Origin of the sequence: Streptomyces sp. NBC_01750 (genome assembly GCF_035918095.1) — a bacterium.
Classification (GTDB): domain Bacteria; phylum Actinomycetota; class Actinomycetes; order Streptomycetales; family Streptomycetaceae; genus Streptomyces.
The window spans coordinates 3,099,803-3,116,423 of record NZ_CP109137.1 but is presented as its reverse complement, the minus strand read 5'-3'; the positions used below and the strand labels follow the sequence as shown (position 1 = coordinate 3,116,423).

17 protein-coding genes are annotated in these 16,621 nt (G+C 69.7%); 9 read left to right on the top strand and 8 right to left on the bottom strand.

Features of this window, described 5'->3' with window-relative positions; genetic code table 11:
* Positions 1-34: 34 nt before the first annotated feature.
* Entirely contained in the window at positions 35-679 is a 645-nt protein-coding gene (locus tag OG966_RS14035) for a DsbA family oxidoreductase (RefSeq protein ID WP_326649934.1), read from the top strand.
* A 140-nt stretch (positions 680-819) separates the two neighbouring features.
* Here OG966_RS14035 and OG966_RS14030 read toward each other — a convergent pair whose 3' ends face one another.
* The 3 genes from OG966_RS14030 to OG966_RS14020 all read right to left on the bottom strand — a co-directional run bounded on the left by OG966_RS14030 (position 820) and on the right by OG966_RS14020 (position 3,437).
* Positions 820-1,461, bottom strand: coding sequence for a superoxide dismutase (locus tag OG966_RS14030; protein ID WP_326649933.1), 642 nt, complete (start codon positions 1,459-1,461; stop codon positions 820-822).
* Between the two features lie 46 nt (positions 1,462-1,507).
* Positions 1,508-1,747, bottom strand: coding sequence for a DeoR family transcriptional regulator (locus OG966_RS14025; RefSeq protein ID WP_406732033.1), 240 nt, complete (start codon positions 1,745-1,747; stop codon positions 1,508-1,510).
* A 280-nt stretch (positions 1,748-2,027) separates the two neighbouring features.
* Positions 2,028-3,437, bottom strand: a complete 1,410-nt coding sequence (locus OG966_RS14020; protein WP_326649932.1) for an amino acid permease — start codon at positions 3,435-3,437, stop codon at positions 2,028-2,030.
* 413 nt (positions 3,438-3,850) lie between these two features.
* On the opposite strand from OG966_RS14020, the gene OG966_RS14015 reads away from it, so the two are divergent.
* Positions 3,851-4,435: a biotin transporter BioY gene (locus OG966_RS14015; protein WP_326649931.1), complete on the top strand. Its 585-nt coding sequence runs from the start codon at positions 3,851-3,853 to the stop codon at positions 4,433-4,435.
* Positions 4,436-4,557: 122 nt separating this feature from the next.
* Here OG966_RS14015 and OG966_RS14010 read toward each other — a convergent pair whose 3' ends face one another.
* Positions 4,558-5,187, bottom strand: a complete 630-nt coding sequence (locus tag OG966_RS14010; RefSeq protein ID WP_326649930.1) for a hypothetical protein — start codon at positions 5,185-5,187, stop codon at positions 4,558-4,560.
* A gap of 324 nt (positions 5,188-5,511) precedes the next feature.
* Here OG966_RS14010 and OG966_RS14005 point away from each other — a divergent pair, with 324 nt between their 5' ends.
* A complete protein-coding gene (locus OG966_RS14005) occupies positions 5,512-7,335 on the top strand; it encodes a protein kinase domain-containing protein (protein ID WP_442806698.1) in 1,824 nt (607 codons plus the stop codon).
* On the opposite strand, the gene OG966_RS14000 is transcribed toward OG966_RS14005, so the two are convergent.
* A complete protein-coding gene (locus OG966_RS14000) occupies positions 7,299-8,816 on the bottom strand; it encodes an amino acid permease (RefSeq protein WP_326649928.1) in 1,518 nt (505 codons plus the stop codon). The two genes, OG966_RS14005 and OG966_RS14000, sit on opposite strands and share 37 nt — an antisense overlap.
* A gap of 183 nt (positions 8,817-8,999) precedes the next feature.
* Between OG966_RS14000 and OG966_RS13995 the strand changes: the two genes are divergently transcribed.
* Entirely contained in the window at positions 9,000-9,488 is a 489-nt protein-coding gene (locus OG966_RS13995) for a ribose-5-phosphate isomerase (protein WP_326649927.1), read from the top strand.
* The gene (locus OG966_RS13990) at positions 9,488-10,297 is read left to right on the top strand and encodes an Fpg/Nei family DNA glycosylase (RefSeq protein ID WP_326649926.1); all 810 of its coding nucleotides are present in this window, start codon (positions 9,488-9,490) and stop codon (positions 10,295-10,297) included. The genes OG966_RS13995 and OG966_RS13990 overlap by 1 nt, the downstream gene beginning before the upstream one ends.
* Positions 10,298-10,570: 273 nt before the next feature.
* Here the strand turns inward: OG966_RS13990 and OG966_RS13985 are convergent, their stop codons facing one another.
* Entirely contained in the window at positions 10,571-11,800 is a 1,230-nt protein-coding gene (locus OG966_RS13985) for a GNAT family N-acetyltransferase (protein ID WP_326649924.1), read from the bottom strand.
* Between the two features lie 106 nt (positions 11,801-11,906).
* On the opposite strand from OG966_RS13985, the gene OG966_RS13980 reads away from it, so the two are divergent.
* Together OG966_RS13980 and OG966_RS13975 are read left to right on the top strand one after the other, a co-directional pair.
* Positions 11,907-13,052 carry a PP2C family protein-serine/threonine phosphatase gene (locus OG966_RS13980; protein WP_326649923.1) on the top strand — a complete coding sequence of 382 codons (1,146 nt, stop codon included), beginning with the start codon at positions 11,907-11,909 and terminating at the stop codon, positions 13,050-13,052.
* Between the two features lie 141 nt (positions 13,053-13,193).
* Positions 13,194-14,369: an amidase gene (locus OG966_RS13975; protein WP_326649922.1), complete on the top strand. Its 1,176-nt coding sequence runs from the start codon at positions 13,194-13,196 to the stop codon at positions 14,367-14,369.
* Here the strand turns inward: OG966_RS13975 and OG966_RS13970 are convergent.
* Together OG966_RS13970 and OG966_RS13965 are read right to left on the bottom strand one after the other, a co-directional pair.
* Positions 14,366-14,647, bottom strand: coding sequence for a DUF397 domain-containing protein (locus tag OG966_RS13970; RefSeq protein WP_326649920.1), 282 nt, complete (start codon positions 14,645-14,647; stop codon positions 14,366-14,368). The two genes, OG966_RS13975 and OG966_RS13970, sit on opposite strands and share 4 nt — an antisense overlap.
* The gene (locus OG966_RS13965) at positions 14,607-15,455 is read right to left on the bottom strand and encodes a helix-turn-helix domain-containing protein (protein WP_326649919.1); all 849 of its coding nucleotides are present in this window, start codon (positions 15,453-15,455) and stop codon (positions 14,607-14,609) included. The genes OG966_RS13970 and OG966_RS13965 overlap by 41 nt, the downstream gene beginning before the upstream one ends.
* Positions 15,456-15,568: 113 nt before the next feature.
* Here OG966_RS13965 and OG966_RS13960 point away from each other — a divergent pair, with 113 nt between their 5' ends.
* Complete coding sequence (locus OG966_RS13960) at positions 15,569-16,066, top strand: ATP-binding protein (RefSeq protein ID WP_326649917.1); 498 nt, start codon at positions 15,569-15,571, stop codon at positions 16,064-16,066.
* Positions 16,067-16,141: 75 nt separating this feature from the next.
* Positions 16,142-16,588, top strand: a complete 447-nt coding sequence (locus tag OG966_RS13955; RefSeq protein ID WP_326649916.1) for an HD domain-containing protein — start codon at positions 16,142-16,144, stop codon at positions 16,586-16,588.
* Positions 16,589-16,621 lie beyond the last annotated feature (33 nt).

The following is a 16,621-nucleotide window of genomic DNA, read 5'->3' as shown; positions in this document are numbered from 1 at the left end:
TCGAGGCGCACGCGACGTGCTAACGAGGAGAGACATGTCAGAGAACGGCAAGCCCGGCAAGATCACGGCCGACTTCTGGTTCGACCCCCTGTGCCCCTGGGCCTGGATGACGTCCCGCTGGATGCTCGAGGTGGAGAAGGTCCGCGATGTCGAGGTCCGCTGGCATGTGATGAGTCTTGCCGTCCTCAACGAACCCAAGCTCGACGAGCTCCCGGAGAAGTACCGCGAGGGCATGAAGCAGGCGTGGGGCCCGGTCCGCGTTGTCATCGCCGCGCAGCAGAAGTACGGCGACGAGGTCCTCGGCAAGCTCTACACCGCGCTCGGCACCCGCTTCCACAACCGCGGTGAGGGCGCCACCCGTGAGGCGATAGTGGCCGCGCTGGAGGAGGCAGGCCTGCCGGCGGAGCTGATCGAGTACGCCGACTCCGACACGTACGACACCGAGTTGCGCGCCTCGCACAAGGAAGGCATCGACAAGGTGGGCCAGGAGGTCGGCACGCCGGTCATCGCGGTGCCCGGCACCGACGGCGAGCAGATCGCCTTCTTCGGCCCGGTCGTCACGCCCGCCCCGAAGGGCGAGGAGGCGGCGAAGCTGTGGGACGGCACGCTGATGGTCGCGTCCATCCCCGGCTTCTACGAGATCAAGCGCACACGCACGCAGGGCCCCGTCTTCGACTGACCCGGCGAGTACCCCGCGCCACTCATGGAAGGACCCCCGCGAGTCAGGTTCTCGCGAGGGTCCTTCGTCATTCCGCCTGCAGGTGAAGGTTGAGAAGACGATCACGAGCAGGACGACCGTATGGTGTTGCGGCGGCGGTGCTACGGAGCGAGCAGGAGGTTGTACGCGCGCTGCTTGGCGGAGGCGTAACGCTTGGCCACGTCCTGCCAGTTGACGACCTTCCACATCGCCTCGACGAAGTCCACCTTCTGGTTCTTGTACTGAAGGTAGAAGGCGTGCTCCCAGGCGTCGAAGACCAGGATCGGGACCGAGCCCTGGCCGACATTGCCCTGGTGGTCATAGATCTGCTCGACGATCAGACGGCCGCTGACCGGCTCGTACGCGAGGACGCCCCAGCCCGAGCCCTGTGTGGTCGCGGAGGCCTTGGTCAGCTGTGACTTGAAGCCGGCGAAGGAGCCGAAGGACTCGGCGATCGCGTCGGCGAGCTCGCCGACGCCGTCCTTCTCCAGCGGCTCACCGCCGCCGTCGCCGGTCATGTTGTGCCAGTAGATCGAGTGCAGGATGTGGCCGGAGAGATGGAACGCGAGGTTCTTCTCCAGGCCGTTGATCGCGCCCCAGGCCTCCTTGTCACGCGCCTCGGCGAGCTGGTCGAGCGTGTCGTTGGCACCTTTGACGTAGGCAGCGTGGTGCTTGTCGTGGTGGAGCTCGATGATCTGCGGGTTGATGACCGGTTCGAGCGCCGCGTAGTCATAAGGAAGTTCAGGAAGCGTGTACATGGCCATGGCCGGTCCCTCCGACTGCTTATTGCACATCTTATGCAGATGCACGCTAGCAGCAGGAGGGTCGGGGGTGATCAGGCTCGAAGGCGCCCGGCGGCTGTGTCGTGACCCCGCCGCTGAACTCTCCGGCGATGTACTGGTGTTCGAACTCGTCCAGGTCGCGGTGGACGGTCATCGGGCTGACGCCGATCCGCTCGCGCGCCTCGTTCGCGGGGAGGCGGAGGCGCGGCGAGCGGAGCGGGGAGGCGAGATTGTCATATGCCGCGCGGTGTGGATAGAGGGCGCGCAAGGCGAAAAACGAGGCGACGCCGGCGGTGTGCGCGCGTGTCGTCCCGCGTTCCCCCCACACGTCCGGGGAACGCGAAGGACCCCCGGGCCGTGGCGGCCCGGGGGTCCCATACGTATCGCGCGCCTCCGGCGGAAACCCAAGCCGGGCCTGGCGGAAACCCAAGCCGTCCTGGCGGATACTCAAGCCGGGCCTGGCGGAAACTCAACCCGTCCTGGCGGAAACTCAAGCCCGTCCGGCGATTGAGGACGACCCGGCCACCGGACGGCCCCCGGTCCCCTCCTCACTCCTCGCGCGTCGACCCGCCCCGCCGCGCCGTCACCTGGCGCACGTACCCCACAACAGCCAGCGCCAGCGTCAGCCCGCCCGTGTAGTACAGCTGCGTACGCGTGTCCGCCTCGCGTGCCATCAGGACGAAGACCGTCGCCATACCCGCCAGCGCGACCCACGTCAGCGTCGGGTACAGCCACATCCGCACCACCAGCTTCTCCGGCGCCTCGCGCTCGATCCGGCGACGGAGCAGCAGTTGGGAGACGGCGATGAAGGTCCACACGACCAGGATGATCGCGCCGATCATGTTGAGCAGCCACATGAAGACATCGTTGGGCCGCCAGTAGCTGAGCAGCACACACGCGAAGCCGACGACGGAGGAGACCAGTACGGCGATGCGCGGCACGCCGTTGAAGACCTTGCCGAGTGCCGTCGGACCCTGACCGCGGGCCACCAGCGAGCAGGCCATGCGGGAGGCGCCGTAGACATTGGCGTTCATCGCCGAGAGCAGCGCGACCAGCACGACCACGTTCATGATCTGGCCGGCACCAGGGATGCCCAGGTGGTCGAGGGTCGCGACGTACGGGCCCTTCTCGACGACCTTCGGGTCGCCCCAGGGGACCAGCGTGACGATGACCGCCATCGAGCCGATGTAGAAGACCGCGATGCGCCACATCGCCGTACGCACAGCCTTGGCGACGCCCTGGACCGGGTGCTCGGACTCGGCCGCGGCGATCGTGACCGTCTCCAGGCCGCCGTACGCGAAGACCGAGGCGAGCAGACCCACGACGAGACCCTCGGAGCCGTTCGGCATGAAGCCGCCGTCGCCCGTGAGGTTGGTGGTGCCCGGCGCGTCGGTGCCCGGCAGGATGCCGAGGATCGCCAGCACACCGATGACGAGGAAGAGTGCGATCGCGCCGACCTTGAGTGCCGCGAACCAGAACTCGAACTCGCCGAAGTTCTTCACGGCCGCCAGGTTCGTACCGCAGAACACCAGCATGAAGAGGGCGACCCAGGCCCACTCCGGCGTGCCCGGCAGCCAGCCGGTCATGATCTTCGCGGCGCCGATGCCCTCGAGGCCGACGGCCACACAGAGCAGGAACCAGAACGCCCAGCCCGCGGTGAAGCCCGCCCAGGGCCCGATCGCCCGCTCGGCGTGCACGGAGAAGGAGCCGGAGGCCGGGTTCGCCGCCGACATCTCGCCGAGCATGCGCATCACGAGCATGACGAGCAGGCCGGAGATCGCATAGGCGATGACGATGGACGGGCCGGCCGCGGCGATGCCCGCGCCGGAGCCGACGAAGAGTCCGGCGCCGATCACACCGCCAAGGGCGATCATCGACAGATGGCGTTGCTTGAGTCCGTGCGAGAGCGAAGCGTCGGCCTGCTGGTCGACGGGCGCGGGCGCGGAGGTCCGAGACATGGGCGTGCCCTGTTCAGTTGCTGAGACGGGGGAGCGGACCAGTCTGGGCACGGGACCCGCTTACGAGGAACGTATGTCCGCTATACGGGCACGATGCTCACACAAGGTGAACACTTGCGTACCGCGCCCAACGTCACGAACGTCCCTCGCGCCCCGCCGCTACCAGGAGCGCTGCGGCAGCCGGATTGGCGGGATCCCACAGTCTCCCGGAGTCCACCCCTCCGCGCAAAACGGACCCACTCGGCCCCGACCTCAGTGACGAGCATCACGCCAACTGGCGTGTGATCGACGTCTTTTGTTTGATCCTCACCAAACCGCTCCATCGTCCTTTGTCGGCGGCTGATGGTGATCGAGCGAATCACCGCGGGATAGCGTCACCGTGTCCCTGCCTGCCTCACCTCCGCGGAGTCCCGATGAGTACTGCTTCCGTCACCTCCCGTCCCGGAGCGGTCCTCGCCGACCTGCTGCCCGCCTCCCGTACCCGGGACATCGCGCTCGTCATCGGCGGCGCCGCGCTCACCGGCATAGCGGCCCAGCTCACCGTCCCGGTCCCGGGCTCGCCCGTTCCGGTCTCCGGCCAGACGTTCGCCGCGCTCCTCGTCGGCACCGCGCTCGGCGCCCGCCGCGGCTTCCTTTCCCTCGCGCTCTACGCGGTGGTCGGTATGGCGGGCATGCCGTGGTTCGCGGAGGGCGCTTCCGGCTACGCGATGCCGTCCTTCGGCTACATCCTCGGCATGCTGCTCGCCGCCACGGTCGTCGGCGCCCTCGCGCGTCGCGGCGCCGACCGTTCCGTGCTGCGCACCGCGGGCACGATGGTGGTCGGCTCCGTGATCATCTACGCGGTCGGCGTCCCGTACCTGGCCCTCGCCACCGGGATGACGATGGGTCAGGCAGTGGCCGCGGGTCTGGTGCCGTTCCTCATCGGAGACGCTCTGAAGGCCGCACTGGCGATGGGCGCGCTGCCCACGGCATGGAAGCTCGTCGGCCGCCGGGGCTGATGCCGTAGTTCTGCCGGAAGAGGTTCGCCCGGTCGTGCGGCTGGGTCGTACGGCGACACACGAAGCGGAGGGCCCGCAGCCACCGACGGCTGCGGGCCCTCTTGCATGCTGCGTCCCTGGGTTCAGGGGCGCCCGGCCTTGCGCGTCGTCCACCAGATACCCGTACCGCCGACCGCGAGGAGCGCGAGGGCGGCCAGACCGAGCGGCAGTGTGCTGTCGGCCGGACCGGTGCGCGGCAGATCGCCGGCGGCCGGTGGATTCTCGGGCCCGAAGGGCACATTGGTCGTGCCCAGGAGCAGGGGAGTGTCCGGTGCGTTCGGCGTGGGCTGGGAGGTGCCGAAGGGGACGGGGCCCTGCTGCCAGATCAGCTTCTCGCCGGTGCCCATGGTGACGGGCAGACAGATCTTGCCGGTTTTCTGCAGATCGAAGGTGGCGGCCACCTGGTACGAACGGTCCTTGCCGGCCGCGATGTTGTCGATGGCGCAGGCGTAACCACTGTTTGAGCCTTGCGGAAGCCGGCCCGCCGGAATCGGAACACACCCTTCGACCGCGGTGATCCGCATACCGTCGAAGCCGACGACGGAGAGGGTGACGGGACCGCTGTCCTTGGTCCCGCCGTTGGCGACCTTCGCTGTGACGGTTGTCTTCTCGGACTTGTTGTCGACCGTGATCTTTCCCGGAAGCTCGGTCGTGATCTTCACATCGGCGGGTGCGGCGGGCCCGGGCGTGCCCCCCTTGCTGCTCCCGGGCACCGGATCGTCTGCGTAGGCGCTGAACGGCAGAATGAGTACGCCGGCGGCAATAGCCGCGACTATTGAGCCCGAGATTGATCCCGGTACTGGACCTGAGTGCTTTCCGTGCATTTCCCAGCCCCCTTGGTGCGCGTCGTGCAGTGCGTATCAGAAGGGTTCCACAAGATTGCGGGGAACTATGCTCTCATGGTGGAAAGTTCATGCTTCTGACCTGGTCACAGTAGGTGCGGAAGGTGCTGAGGGGGGCGGAAGGGAATGCCGGGAATTCCAGGTCTATTGGTGGTGGGACGTTACCGGCTGGACGAAAGTATTGGGCAGGGGGGAATGGGGCGGGTGTGGCGGGCGGCGGACGAAATGCTCGACCGTCCCGTCGCGGTCAAAGAGATGCGGATGGACGACACGGACGCGGAGGACAGCCGCATCCGCCGTGAACGCACTCTGCGCGAGGCGCGCGCGACCGCGCGGATCGACCACCCCAATGTGGTGCGGGTCTATGACGTGGTCGAGGAGAGCGACCGGCTGTGGATCGTGATGGAGCTGGTCGACTCCCGCTCCCTGGAACAACTCCTCGTACAGAACGGGCCCTTGCCGCCGGAGGAAGCGGCGCGGATCGGGATGGGCCTGGTCGCCGCGCTGCGTGAGGTCCACGCCAGGGGAGTCCTCCACCGTGACATCAAACCGGGCAATGTGCTGATCGGGGCGGGCGGGAGGGTCGTCCTGACGGACTTCGGCATCGCGGCGATCCAGGACGCGGCGCAGCTGACGGTGGCCGGGATGCTGGTCGGCTCGCCCGACTACATGGCGCCCGAGCGCGTCGGCGGGCGTCCTCAGGGCCCGCCGTCCGATCTGTGGTCGCTCGGCGCGACGTTGTGCGCCGCGGTCGCGGGCCGGTCTCCGTTCGCCCGCCCGACAACTCTGGCTACCCTGCACGCGGTGCTCTACGAAGAGCCCGAACTTCCGGCGGAGGCGGGCCCGTTGTCCCCGCTCCTGTCGTCCCTTCTCCTCAAGGACCCGGACGGGCGCCCGACGCTGGACGAGCTGTATGCGGGTTTGGAACGGGTGGCGTCCCCGCCTCAGGACCGAGTGGGTACGGTGCCGAGGGACGAGCCCCCGGCACCCGTGCCGTACGTTCCGACGCTCCCGGCCTCGGTCACGCCCCCGAAACCGCAGCCGGAGCCGAGCCGCGCGGCGAAGCCCGAGCCGGAGGCCGTCGAGCCCGAGCCCGAGCCCGAGTCCCAGCCGGAGCCCCAGCCGGAGGCCATCGAGCCCGAGCCGGAACCCGTCGCTGCGAGTCCGCCCCCGCCGCGGCCCGAGCCCCCCGCACCGGTGCCGTACGTCCCGACGCTCCCGACCCCGATCGGCTGCCCGAGTCCGCAGCCCGGCCCCGCGGCCGAGCCCGCCGAGCTCCGGCCGGTCGCCGTCCCGCGCCCGCAGCACACCTACGCGGCCGTCGAGCCGACACGGCCCGCGGCCACCACCGCGGCAGGCGTGAGCCGGGAGTCCGGGGTCCTGCCCCCGGTGACGCCGAAGCGCCCCCGCACCCGCGTTCTCATCGCCGCCGCACCCCTCGCGGCCCTCGCCATCGGCACCGCGATCGTCCTTGTCCTCATCACCCAGCACCCGGACGACACCGCATCCGGCGCCTCGAACAGCAATGTCCCCACCGTCGCGGGCACCTCCCACCCGCGACCGTCGAGCGCACCGCCCACCCCGGCTCCCAGCACCCCGGCTCCCGGCACCCTCAGCGAGACCGGATTCGCCTGGGCGCCGCCCAGCGGCTGGACCCGCAGCGCCAAGAGCCCGTCCAACGTGCATTACCACTCGCCCGACGGACAGCAAGAGATCGCCGCCTCGTACGCACTCGCACGAGGCGGCGATCTCCTTACCCAATGGCAGCAGTTCGAACGCGAGAGCGGAGACGCTCCCGGCTACGGCAAGCTCCGCCTGGAGCGCACCACTTTCCGCGGCCGCCCGGCGATCATCTGGGAGTACGTCTTCACCCAGGCGGGCGCCCCATGGCGCGCCCGCCAGGTCGGCTTCACTGCGGGCGGCAAGTCGTACCAGCTCAACGTCTGGTACGCCGCCGCCTCACAGCGTGCCGCGCTGACCGTTTACGACCGGGTGACCGCGTCCTTCACACCACTCTGATCGTCGTCGGCATCGACATCGTCGGCCGAATCAGCCGACTCGGCCGTAACCGCCGACACGCTCGGCTTGAACATCTGGCGCGCGACCGCGATCCCGATCACCACCGCCGCCACCAGCAGCGACAGCAGCACCTGGTCACGCGCGTCGCCGCCGTCGTAGACCATGTAGCCAAGCACGAACAGGATCATCGCGATGGTCAGCCACGTCAGATACGGGAAGAGCCACATCCGCACGACAAGCCGGTCCGGCATCTCGCGCTGGATGATCCCGCGCATCCTCAGCTGGGTGACACAGATGACCAGCCACACGAACAGCGCGACCGCGCCGGAGGAGTTCAGCAGGAACGCGAAGACGGTGTCCGGCCACTTGTAGTTGAAGAAGACGGCGAGGAAGCCGAAGACCACGGAGCCGAGGATGGCCACCTGCGGCACACCCCGGGAGTTCGTCCGCGCGAAGGCCTTCGGCGCGTCGCCGCGCCGCCCGAGCGAGAACGCCATCCGCGAGGCGGTGTACAGCCCCGAGTTGAGGCACGAAAGCACGGCCGTCAGCACGATCACGTTCATGATCTGGCCGGCGTGCGCGATGCCGATCGAGTCGAGCGCGGCGACGTACGAGCCCTTGTCGATGATCGACTTGTCGTTCCACGGCAGCAGCGTCAGCACCACGAGGATCGAGCCCAGGTAGAACACGCCGATCCGCCAGATCACGCTGTTCGTCGCCTTGGTGACGGCGCGCTGCGGGTCCTCGGACTCGCCCGCCGCCAGCGTCACGATCTCGCTGCCCATGAAGGAGAAGACGACCATCAGCACACCGGTCAGAATCGCGCCCGCACCGTTCGGCATGAATCCGCCGGCATCGGTGAGGTGCGCGAAGCCCGCACCGGGGTTGTCCGAGCCCGGCAGCACTCCGAAGACGGCGAGCAGGCCGATCACCACGAACGCGCCGATCGCGACGACCTTGATACCCGCGAACCAGAACTCGAACTCACCGTACGAGGACACGGACGCCAGGTTGGTGGCTGTGAGCACGACCATCACGATCAGTGCCCACGCCCACTGCGGTACCCCGGGCATCCAGCTTTCGAGGATCTTCGCGCCGGCCGTCGCCTCGACCGCGAGCACGACGACCCAGAAGAACCAGTACAGCCAGCCGATCGAGAACCCGGCCCAGCGGCCGAGCGCACGGTCCGCGTAGGCGGAGAAGGAGCCGGAGGTCGGGTTGGCAGCGGCCATCTCACCGAGCATCCGCATGACGAAGACGACCAGTGCGCCCACGAGTGCGTACGACAGAAGGATGGCCGGGCCCGCCGCGGCGATACCGGAACTGGATCCGACGAACAGGCCGGCGCCGATCACACCGCCGATGGCGATCATGGACAGATGCCGGTTCTTGAGTCCGGCCTGGAGACCGTCTGAGGGCTGCGGCTTACCGGGTGTACCGGTCTGTCCGCCTTCCTTCGTAAGGGTCTGCTGCGAGGTCATGGACGAATTCCTTTGTTTCGAGAGCACTCGGGTCACGAGCCCCCGCATTCAAACGTGTGACTCCCCGGTACGGAAGACCCGACTCCGGATCGTTAGGTGAGGCCCCCTTGGCGGGGGCTCGGGGTCCGGTGAGTCCTGACCCCGCTGACCGCTACCCGGTCGCGCGCGTGCCACACTCGGAACATGCGCGTGTACCTCGGCTCCGACCATGCCGGCTTCGAACTCAAGAACCACCTCGTCGAGTGGCTCACGGCCCATGGCTACGAGCCCGTCGACTGCGGTCCCCACATCTATGACGCCCAGGACGACTACCCGCCGTTCTGCCTGCGTGCCGCCGAGAAGACGGTCGCGGACCCGGACAGCCTCGGCATCGTGATCGGCGGCTCCGGCAACGGCGAGCAGATCGCCGCGAACAAGGTCAAGGGGGTGCGCGCGGCCCTCGCCTGGAGCGAGCAGACCGCCGCCCTCGGACGCGAGCACAACAACGCGAACGTCATCGCCGTAGGCGGCCGGATGCACACGGTGGAGGAGTCGACCAAGTTCGTCGAGATCTTCCTCACCACGCCGTACTCCGGTGAGGAGCGTCACACCCGCCGTATCGACATGCTCTCGGAGTACGAGAACACCCGGGTGCTCCCCCCGATCCCGGCGCACCACCCGCAGCAGGGCTGATGCCCGAGGGGCACACGATCCACCGACTGGCCGCCGACCACTTCGAGAGGTTCGGCGGCCGGTCTGTGCGTGCGTCCAGCCCGCAGGGAAAGTTCTCCGACAGCGCGGCGCTGGTCGACGGGCAGGTCCTGGAGACCACCGAGGCGCACGGCAAGCACCTCTTCCTCGGCTTCGGCCCGCTCGGCTCGGTCCATGTCCACCTCGGGCTGTTCGGCAAGGTCAACTTCGGCGACGCCCCCGCGCCGCCGCCCACCGACACGGTCAGGCTGCGCCTGACCGGCCCCACCGCGTACGTCGATCTGCGCGGCCCCACCACCTGCGCACTCATCACCGACGGCGAGAAGCAGGCGATACACGACCGCCTCGGCCCCGACCCGCTGCGCCCCGACGCGGATCCGGACCGGTCCTGGGCCCGTATCTCCCGCTCCCGTACCAGCGTCGCCGCGCTGCTCATGGACCAGAAGGTCATCGCGGGCGTCGGCAATGTCTACCGCGCCGAAGTGCTCTTCCGGCACGGCATCGGCCCCTACCGCGCCGGCCGGGAGCTCCGCCGAGCCGAGTGGACGGCGATCTGGACGGACCTCGTCGAGCTGATGGGCGAGGGCGTACGGAACAACCGCATCGACACCGTCCGCCCCGAGCACACCCCGGAGGCGATGGGCCGCCCGCCCCGCGTCGACGACCACGGTGGCGAGGTCTACGTCTACCGCCGGGCGCAGCTGCCCTGCCATGTCTGCGGCGGCGCGATCCGTACCGCATCTCTCGCCGCACGCAATCTCTTCTGGTGCGAGGGGTGCCAGCGGGGATAGCTCCCTCAACCGGGGCTCCGCCCCAGACCCCGTACGCCCTTCGGCGCGTGTCCTCAATCGCCGGACGGGCTGGGTTTCTCCGCCGACGGGAATTCCAGCCCCTCCGGCGGACATCCCAGCCCCTCCGGCGTTTGAGGAGCGGGGCTTGGGGCGGAGCAACAACAGGAGCCTCGCCGGCGTTTGAGGCGCGGGGGCCCGGGAGCCGAACCCCCGAAACCCAGCCTCGCCGGCGTTTGAGGCGCGGGGGTCCGGGGCGGAGCCCCGGTTCGGGAACTAGAAGCCGTGCGGCAACCAGGGCGCCAGGTCGTTGCCGAACGCGGTCGACGCCTCGGTCAGCGCCCCCTGCCGCAGCTCCCGCACCCGCCCCGCCCCCGCCAGCGCCGTCAGCGAGACCCCGCCCAGATACGCCGCCCCCAACTCCCTTGCGGTCAGTGCAAGATCCGCCTCGTCGTCCGTCCGCTTGCACGACGCGCCCTTGCGATCGCCGGTCAGCCGCCAGCGCCCGGTGTTCCACGGACAGAAGGCGTCCTCGACATCGAAGACCACATCCAGCGGCGTCTGGTACGTCCGCGCCTCCAGCGCGGCCCCCAGATCCACCAGCCGTACGAACAGCCCGTCCCGCACCCTGATTTCGCACCGTCGCACATCGTTGACCAGATGCAGCAGCGGGTCGTCCACGGGGCGGTTGCGCGCCACCACCTGCACGGTCAGGTCGATGCCGAAGAGGAAGCGCCACAACACGGCGTACGTCACGGGGTCGAGCGCTTCGATGTGCCGCAGCACAATGGTGCCCTTCGGGCCGCGAGGCTCCCACTCCGCCTTGTTGTGGAAGCGGATGAAGCCGACAATCTCCCCTTCCCGTTCAGCGACGACGCACTGCATCGCCGAGCCGCCGTCACGATCGCCGGGCGGGTCGAGCAGCGGCAGTCGCTCCCAGCCCGGCTTGCGGGCGAGCATGCCCGGCCGTGAACCGATGCTGCGGACGTACACCGCCTCGCACTCCTGCGCGACATCCTCGACCTTCGCGAATCGCAGCCGAACCGCGTCGGCGCCCTCCGGGACGTTGATCCGCGCCTGGACCGTGTCGATCTGCGCGGACATCTGCTGGGTCGCGATCCCGTAGCCGAACCGTCCGTAGATCTCCGGCTCGGAGGCCGTCAGTACGGCGAGCGGCTCGCCCCAGCCGCGTACGTCGTCGAGCTGGCGGCGCATCATCGAGGTGAGCACACCTCGCCGCCGGTGCGTCGCCGCCACGCTCACCATCGTCACGCCCGCGGCCGGCACCATCGCGCCGCCCGGGACCGAGACCCCGAACGAGAACGCTCCGGCCGTCCCCACGCAGTAGTCGCCGTCCCAGGCCCCGATCGAGCGCTCGTGCTCGGTGAGCGAATCCCACAGATCGCGTTCCTCCGGAGCCTCCCCGGCTCCGCCGAAGGCGAGCATCAACTTCCCGTACCAGTCGTCCCATTCGGACGGACGCAGCACCCGCAGCTCTGTCGTCATATGCCATGCCTATCAGGGCTACGTCGTCTGGGCGACCCGATTTCGAACGCATTGTCATAGGGGTCCCCCTGCACGGGAGGCGACTGGGTGGATAGGGTCCACGGCAATGGCCCGTGCCTCTGCAGCAGACTCGTACACGGCCCGGTTGCGGCAAGCGGTGCACCGGGCACGTATCGCGCTGCGCAAATCCGGAGTCGACTACTTCCGCGGCGACGGCTCCGACTGGATCGCGCTGGCCGGGCTGCTGCTGACCATCCCGGCGTTCACCTGGGGCACGATAGTGATGCCCGTCTGGGTCTCCCCGGCGGCGCTGGTGCTGCCGATCGTGGCCGGCGGCCTCCTCCTCCGCCCGGCGAGCCTGCTCGGTCTGTACGCCGCGGCGGCAGCGGCCCTGATCATCGAAGCGGTCGTGCTCGGCCCGTACGCCGAAGGCCCGGCGAGAGTCACGCCGGGCACCGTCCTGACAGTCGCGGCCTGCGGTTTCTTCGGCCTGCTGATCGCGCAGTTCCGGGCGAGAGTCGGCGTGCCCTGGCGGCGCGGCGGCACCATGCTCTTCGACCTGCGCGAACGCATCCGGGTGCAGAGCGCGCTGCCGCAGCTGCCGAAAGGCTGGCACCGCGAGATGGCGCTGCGCCCGGCGGGCGGCCAGTCCTTCTCCGGCGACTTCGTGGTCGCGGCCCGTACGAACGGCGGCCGCACCCTGGAGGTCGTCCTCACCGACGTCTCGGGCAAGGGCATGGACGCCGGCTCTCGCGCGCTGCTCCTGTCCGGCGCGTTCGGCGGCCTGCTCGGCTCGTTGCCGCCGCACGGCTTCCTGCCCGCGGCCAACGGCTATCTGCTCCGCCAGGACTGGGACGAGGGCTTCGCGACCTCCATCCATCTCGTCCTGGACCTGGACTCCGGCGACTACGAGCTGCTGTCGGCGGGGCATCTCCCTGCGCTCCAGCTGCACGCGGGCAGCGGCCGCTGGGAGGAGAAGGACACCGATGGCCCGCTGCTCGGTGTCTACGACGCTGCGCAGTTCGACCCGGTCAAGGGCTCCCTGCGCCCCGGCGACGTACTGATGCTCTTCACGGACGGCCTGGTGGAGGCGTCAGGACGCGACATCAGCGAGGGCATCGACCGCCTCACCGGCGAGGCCGACCGGTATGTGGCCTCCGGCTTCGAGGGCGCGGCCTGGCATCTGATCGAGGCGGTCGCCAAGGACGTCAACGACGACCGGGCGCTGCTGCTTCTGTGCCGCGAGGCGTAAGCGTTTTGTCCTCAATCGCCGGACGGGCTGGAGAAACCAGCCTGTCCGGCGATTGAGGACACGGCCGTAGGCCGTGCCGCCGTCTACGACGGACAGGTCCAGGAGAAGCTGGGCGCCACGGCCGCGTCCCGAGGAGTACAGATGGCCACGACAGACACCGCGGTCTGGCGCGAGCACGGTACCCCCCTGGTCAGCGGCGCAGACCGCGGTCCATTGCAGGGCGTACGGCTTGCGGTCAAGGACGTCCACGCCGTCGCGGGCCACCGGCTGGGCGCCGGAAATCCGGCTTGGCTCGCAGAGGCGGAACCACAGACCGCGCACTCCTGGGCCGTCGCCGCGCTGCTGGACGCGGGGGCGGACATCACCGGCATCGCGCAGACCGACGAATTCGCCTACAGCCTCAACGGGACGAACGCGCACTACGGCACCCCGCCCAATCCGGCGGCACCCGGCCGCGTCCCCGGTGGCTCCTCCAGCGGCCCGGCCGCCGCGGTCGCCCTCGGCGAGGCCGACGCCGGGCTTGGCAGCGATACCGCCGGATCGATCCGGGTCCCCTCGTCGTACTGCGGGTTGTACGGCCTGCGGCCCACCCACGGCCTGGTCCCCACCACCGGGATGCTGCCGCTGGCTCCCTCCTTCGACACCGTCGCCTGGCTCGCCCGCGACGCGGGCACGCTGGCGCGGTTGGGTGACGTACTCCTCCCGGCCGGGGGCGATGAAGGCCAACGCCCGTTCCGTACGGCTCTGGTCGCGGCGGACCTCGTCGCGCTCGCCGACGAGGGGGTACGCGAGGCCTTCGGCCAGGCAGCGGCGGACCTGGCCGAACGGCTGGGCCTGCGGATCGAGGAAGTGCCGTCTCTCGGAGGCGATCCGGGGGAGAGGGCAGTGGCCTTCGCCACGGCGCAGGGCGCGGAGGTGTGGGAGTGCGACGGGGCCTGGGTGAGCGCGCACCCCGGGGCGCTGGGGCCAGGCGTCGAGGCCCGGTTCGCCCGCGCGGCCGCGGTGACTCCCGGGGAGCGGGCAGCGGCGGAGGCGGTGGTCCACCGCACCGCACGCGACCTGCGGGCAGCCCTTCCGGAGGACGCGGTGCTGCTGCTCCCCGCGGCGGGCGGCCCCGCGCCCCTGATCGACGAGGACCCCGAACGGAAGGCCGCCACCCGGCAGGCCACGTTCCGCCTCACCTGCCTGGCGAGCGGCGCGGGGCTGCCGTGTCTGGTGCTGCCCCGGATGTCGGTGGCCGGACTGCCGGTGGGGCTGGCCGTGATCGCAGGCCGGGGGAGTGACCGGGCGCTTCTCGAACTGGCGGGCGTTGCTTAGCTGTTGAACTCGCCGTCGGCGGCGGCCGCGACGAAGGCCGCGAATGCGGCGGCCGGGACGGCGAAGGCGGGGCCGTCGGGGTCCTTGGAGTCGCGTACGGCGACGGCGGCGGGGCAGGCGGCGACCTCGACGCAGTCGCCTCCGCTGCTGCCGCTGTACGAGGACTTGCGCCAGGCGGTGTCGCCGAGGGTGGCGCACTCGACGCAGTCGCCTCCGCTGTCGCCGCTGTAGGTCGACTTACGCCACGCCGCGCTCGTCAGGTTCCGGCTCGTGCCCATATCGCTCCTCCATCACGCGGCTGATCAGTGCCGCCGAATCCTCCATGGAGAGGGCTGCGGCCTGCAAGTGAGCGTAACGGAGCGAACCCTCCCTGACCGCTTGGGGGTTGGCGGTCACATGGCCCGACGTGAAATCTTCGGTGTAGAGGAGGTCGGGATCCTGGCCGAAGCGCAGAAGGTTGAACGACCCTGTCAGTCCGGTGTGTTCACCGGCCGAGAACGGCAGTACCTGGACATTCACCTGGCGCTGTTCGCGAAGCCCCAACAGGTGGCGAAGTTGATTCCGCATGACCTCTCGGCCGCCGATCGGCCGGTGCAGTGCGGCCTCGTCCAGTACCACCCACGTCAGCGGCGGATTCTCCCGCGCCATGATGCGCTGCCGCTCGATGCGGGCTGCGACCAGCTGATCCAGGTTGTCCGGCGAGGGAGCCGAGAGAACGGCCCGTGCGTACGACTCCGTCTGCAACAGCCCGTACACCACCTGCGCCTGGTACGTGGAGATGTACGTCGCCCGCGCCTCCAGCTCCGCGTACGGCTGAAACCACGACGGCAGTTGGCTCCTCAGCACCAGCCCCACCAGCCGCGACATCGCCCCCTCCGTCCCCAGCGCGGCGTCCACGCGCTCCGAGAACTCCCTGGTCGGGACCTTGCGCGCGGTCTCGATCTGGCCGACCAGCGAGCCGGTGCAGTAGATGATCGAGCCCAGCTGCTTCTGGTTGAGGTCGGCCGCCTCCCGTAGCCGCCGCAGTTCCGCTCCGTAGTAGTCGAGCGGGGACGCGCTCGGGTCGAGGTCTCGGATATGCGTCACGACTTCCCCCAACGGTACGCAGGGTTGCTCACAGGTCGTAGCCGAGCGTAACCGGGCGACCGCAGGCTTGGAGGCAGAACAAACCAACTTGTCCTGCCCCACCGGGAGTTATCGTGCACCAGATCGATGCCGCGCCATCCGCGACGTACCGAATGAACTTCACCGTGGGTGAGCACTCCGCGCGTCATCTCCGCAGGATCGTCCGCTCGTACCTCCACCTCTGGCGGCTGGAGGAGCTGGGCGACGCGGTCGGGCTGGCCGTCACCGAGCTGCTCGCGAATGTGGTGCGGCATGTGCCGGACAGGCGGTGCGCGCTGCTGGTCCTGCGTCAGGCCTCCGGCGTACGGATCGAGGTCACCGATGGAGCGCCGGGGCTTCCGCGGGCGTCTGCCTCCGGCGGCGACCCGGACGGGCTCGCCGAGGGCGGGCGGGGGCTGCTGCTGGTCGAGGCGGTGGCCGACCGGTGGGGCGTTGTGCCGCTCGCGCGGGGCGGCAAGACGGTGTGGTTCGAGTGCGAGTCGAAGGAGCCGGACGGTGGCCGGGCCCGCCCGGTGGCCGATTCGTCCTCGATCACCCCATGTGCCGGAAATTCGTGCCCGTCCGGCGATTGAGGGCGCCAGGCGCGTCCCCAACGGCCTCGCCAGGGTCCGGGCGGCCCCGCGACAGGCACCCGTACAGTCGTCGCCATGCCGTATCTCACGCTGCCGGAGGTCGAGGCGATCGCCCGCGAGGCTCACGCCGCCCAGACGGACAAGGCGGGACGCCCGTACGCGGAGCATCTCGCCGCCGTCGCGGAAGGCGTTCGTGCCCGGGGCGGGAGTGACGAGCAGATCGCGGCCGGCTGGCTGCACGACTCCGTCGAGGACGACGCGCTGTCCCGGGAGTGGCTGGAGGCCGCCGCGCTGCCGCAGTCGGTCAAGGACATGGTCCTCGCACTCACCAAGCGCAAGGGTGAGGAATTGGAGGACTACACGAGGCGCATTCTGGCCGCTCCCGGCGCCCTCCTGGTCAAGGAGGCCGATCTGGCGCACAACGCCGACCCGGCGCGTCTCGCGGTTCTCGACGAGGCGACGCGGACCCGGCTCACCGCGAAGTACGCGAAGGTGCGCGGACTGCTGGGCCTGTCCGGATGACGACGGCCTGAAATCAGGACAGGCCCAGCAGAA

Coding starts and splice junctions, on each gene's coding strand:
- OG966_RS14035 (WP_326649934.1), top strand. CDS start 35: ATGTCAGAGAACGGCAAGCCCGGCAAGATCACGGCCGACTTCTGGTTC.
- OG966_RS14030 (WP_326649933.1), bottom strand. CDS start 1,461: ATGGCCATGTACACGCTTCCTGAACTTCCTTATGACTACGCGGCGCTC.
- OG966_RS14020 (WP_326649932.1), bottom strand. CDS start 3,437: ATGTCTCGGACCTCCGCGCCCGCGCCCGTCGACCAGCAGGCCGACGCT.
- OG966_RS14015 (WP_326649931.1), top strand. CDS start 3,851: ATGAGTACTGCTTCCGTCACCTCCCGTCCCGGAGCGGTCCTCGCCGAC.
- OG966_RS14005 (WP_442806698.1), top strand. CDS start 5,512: ATGGGGCGGGTGTGGCGGGCGGCGGACGAAATGCTCGACCGTCCCGTC.
- OG966_RS14000 (WP_326649928.1), bottom strand. CDS start 8,816: ATGACCTCGCAGCAGACCCTTACGAAGGAAGGCGGACAGACCGGTACA.
- OG966_RS13995 (WP_326649927.1), top strand. CDS start 9,000: ATGCGCGTGTACCTCGGCTCCGACCATGCCGGCTTCGAACTCAAGAAC.
- OG966_RS13990 (WP_326649926.1), top strand. CDS start 9,488: ATGCCCGAGGGGCACACGATCCACCGACTGGCCGCCGACCACTTCGAG.
- OG966_RS13985 (WP_326649924.1), bottom strand. CDS start 11,800: ATGACGACAGAGCTGCGGGTGCTGCGTCCGTCCGAATGGGACGACTGG.
- OG966_RS13980 (WP_326649923.1), top strand. CDS start 11,907: ATGGCCCGTGCCTCTGCAGCAGACTCGTACACGGCCCGGTTGCGGCAA.
- OG966_RS13975 (WP_326649922.1), top strand. CDS start 13,194: ATGGCCACGACAGACACCGCGGTCTGGCGCGAGCACGGTACCCCCCTG.
- OG966_RS13970 (WP_326649920.1), bottom strand. CDS start 14,647: ATGGGCACGAGCCGGAACCTGACGAGCGCGGCGTGGCGTAAGTCGACC.
- OG966_RS13955 (WP_326649916.1), top strand. CDS start 16,142: ATGCCGTATCTCACGCTGCCGGAGGTCGAGGCGATCGCCCGCGAGGCT.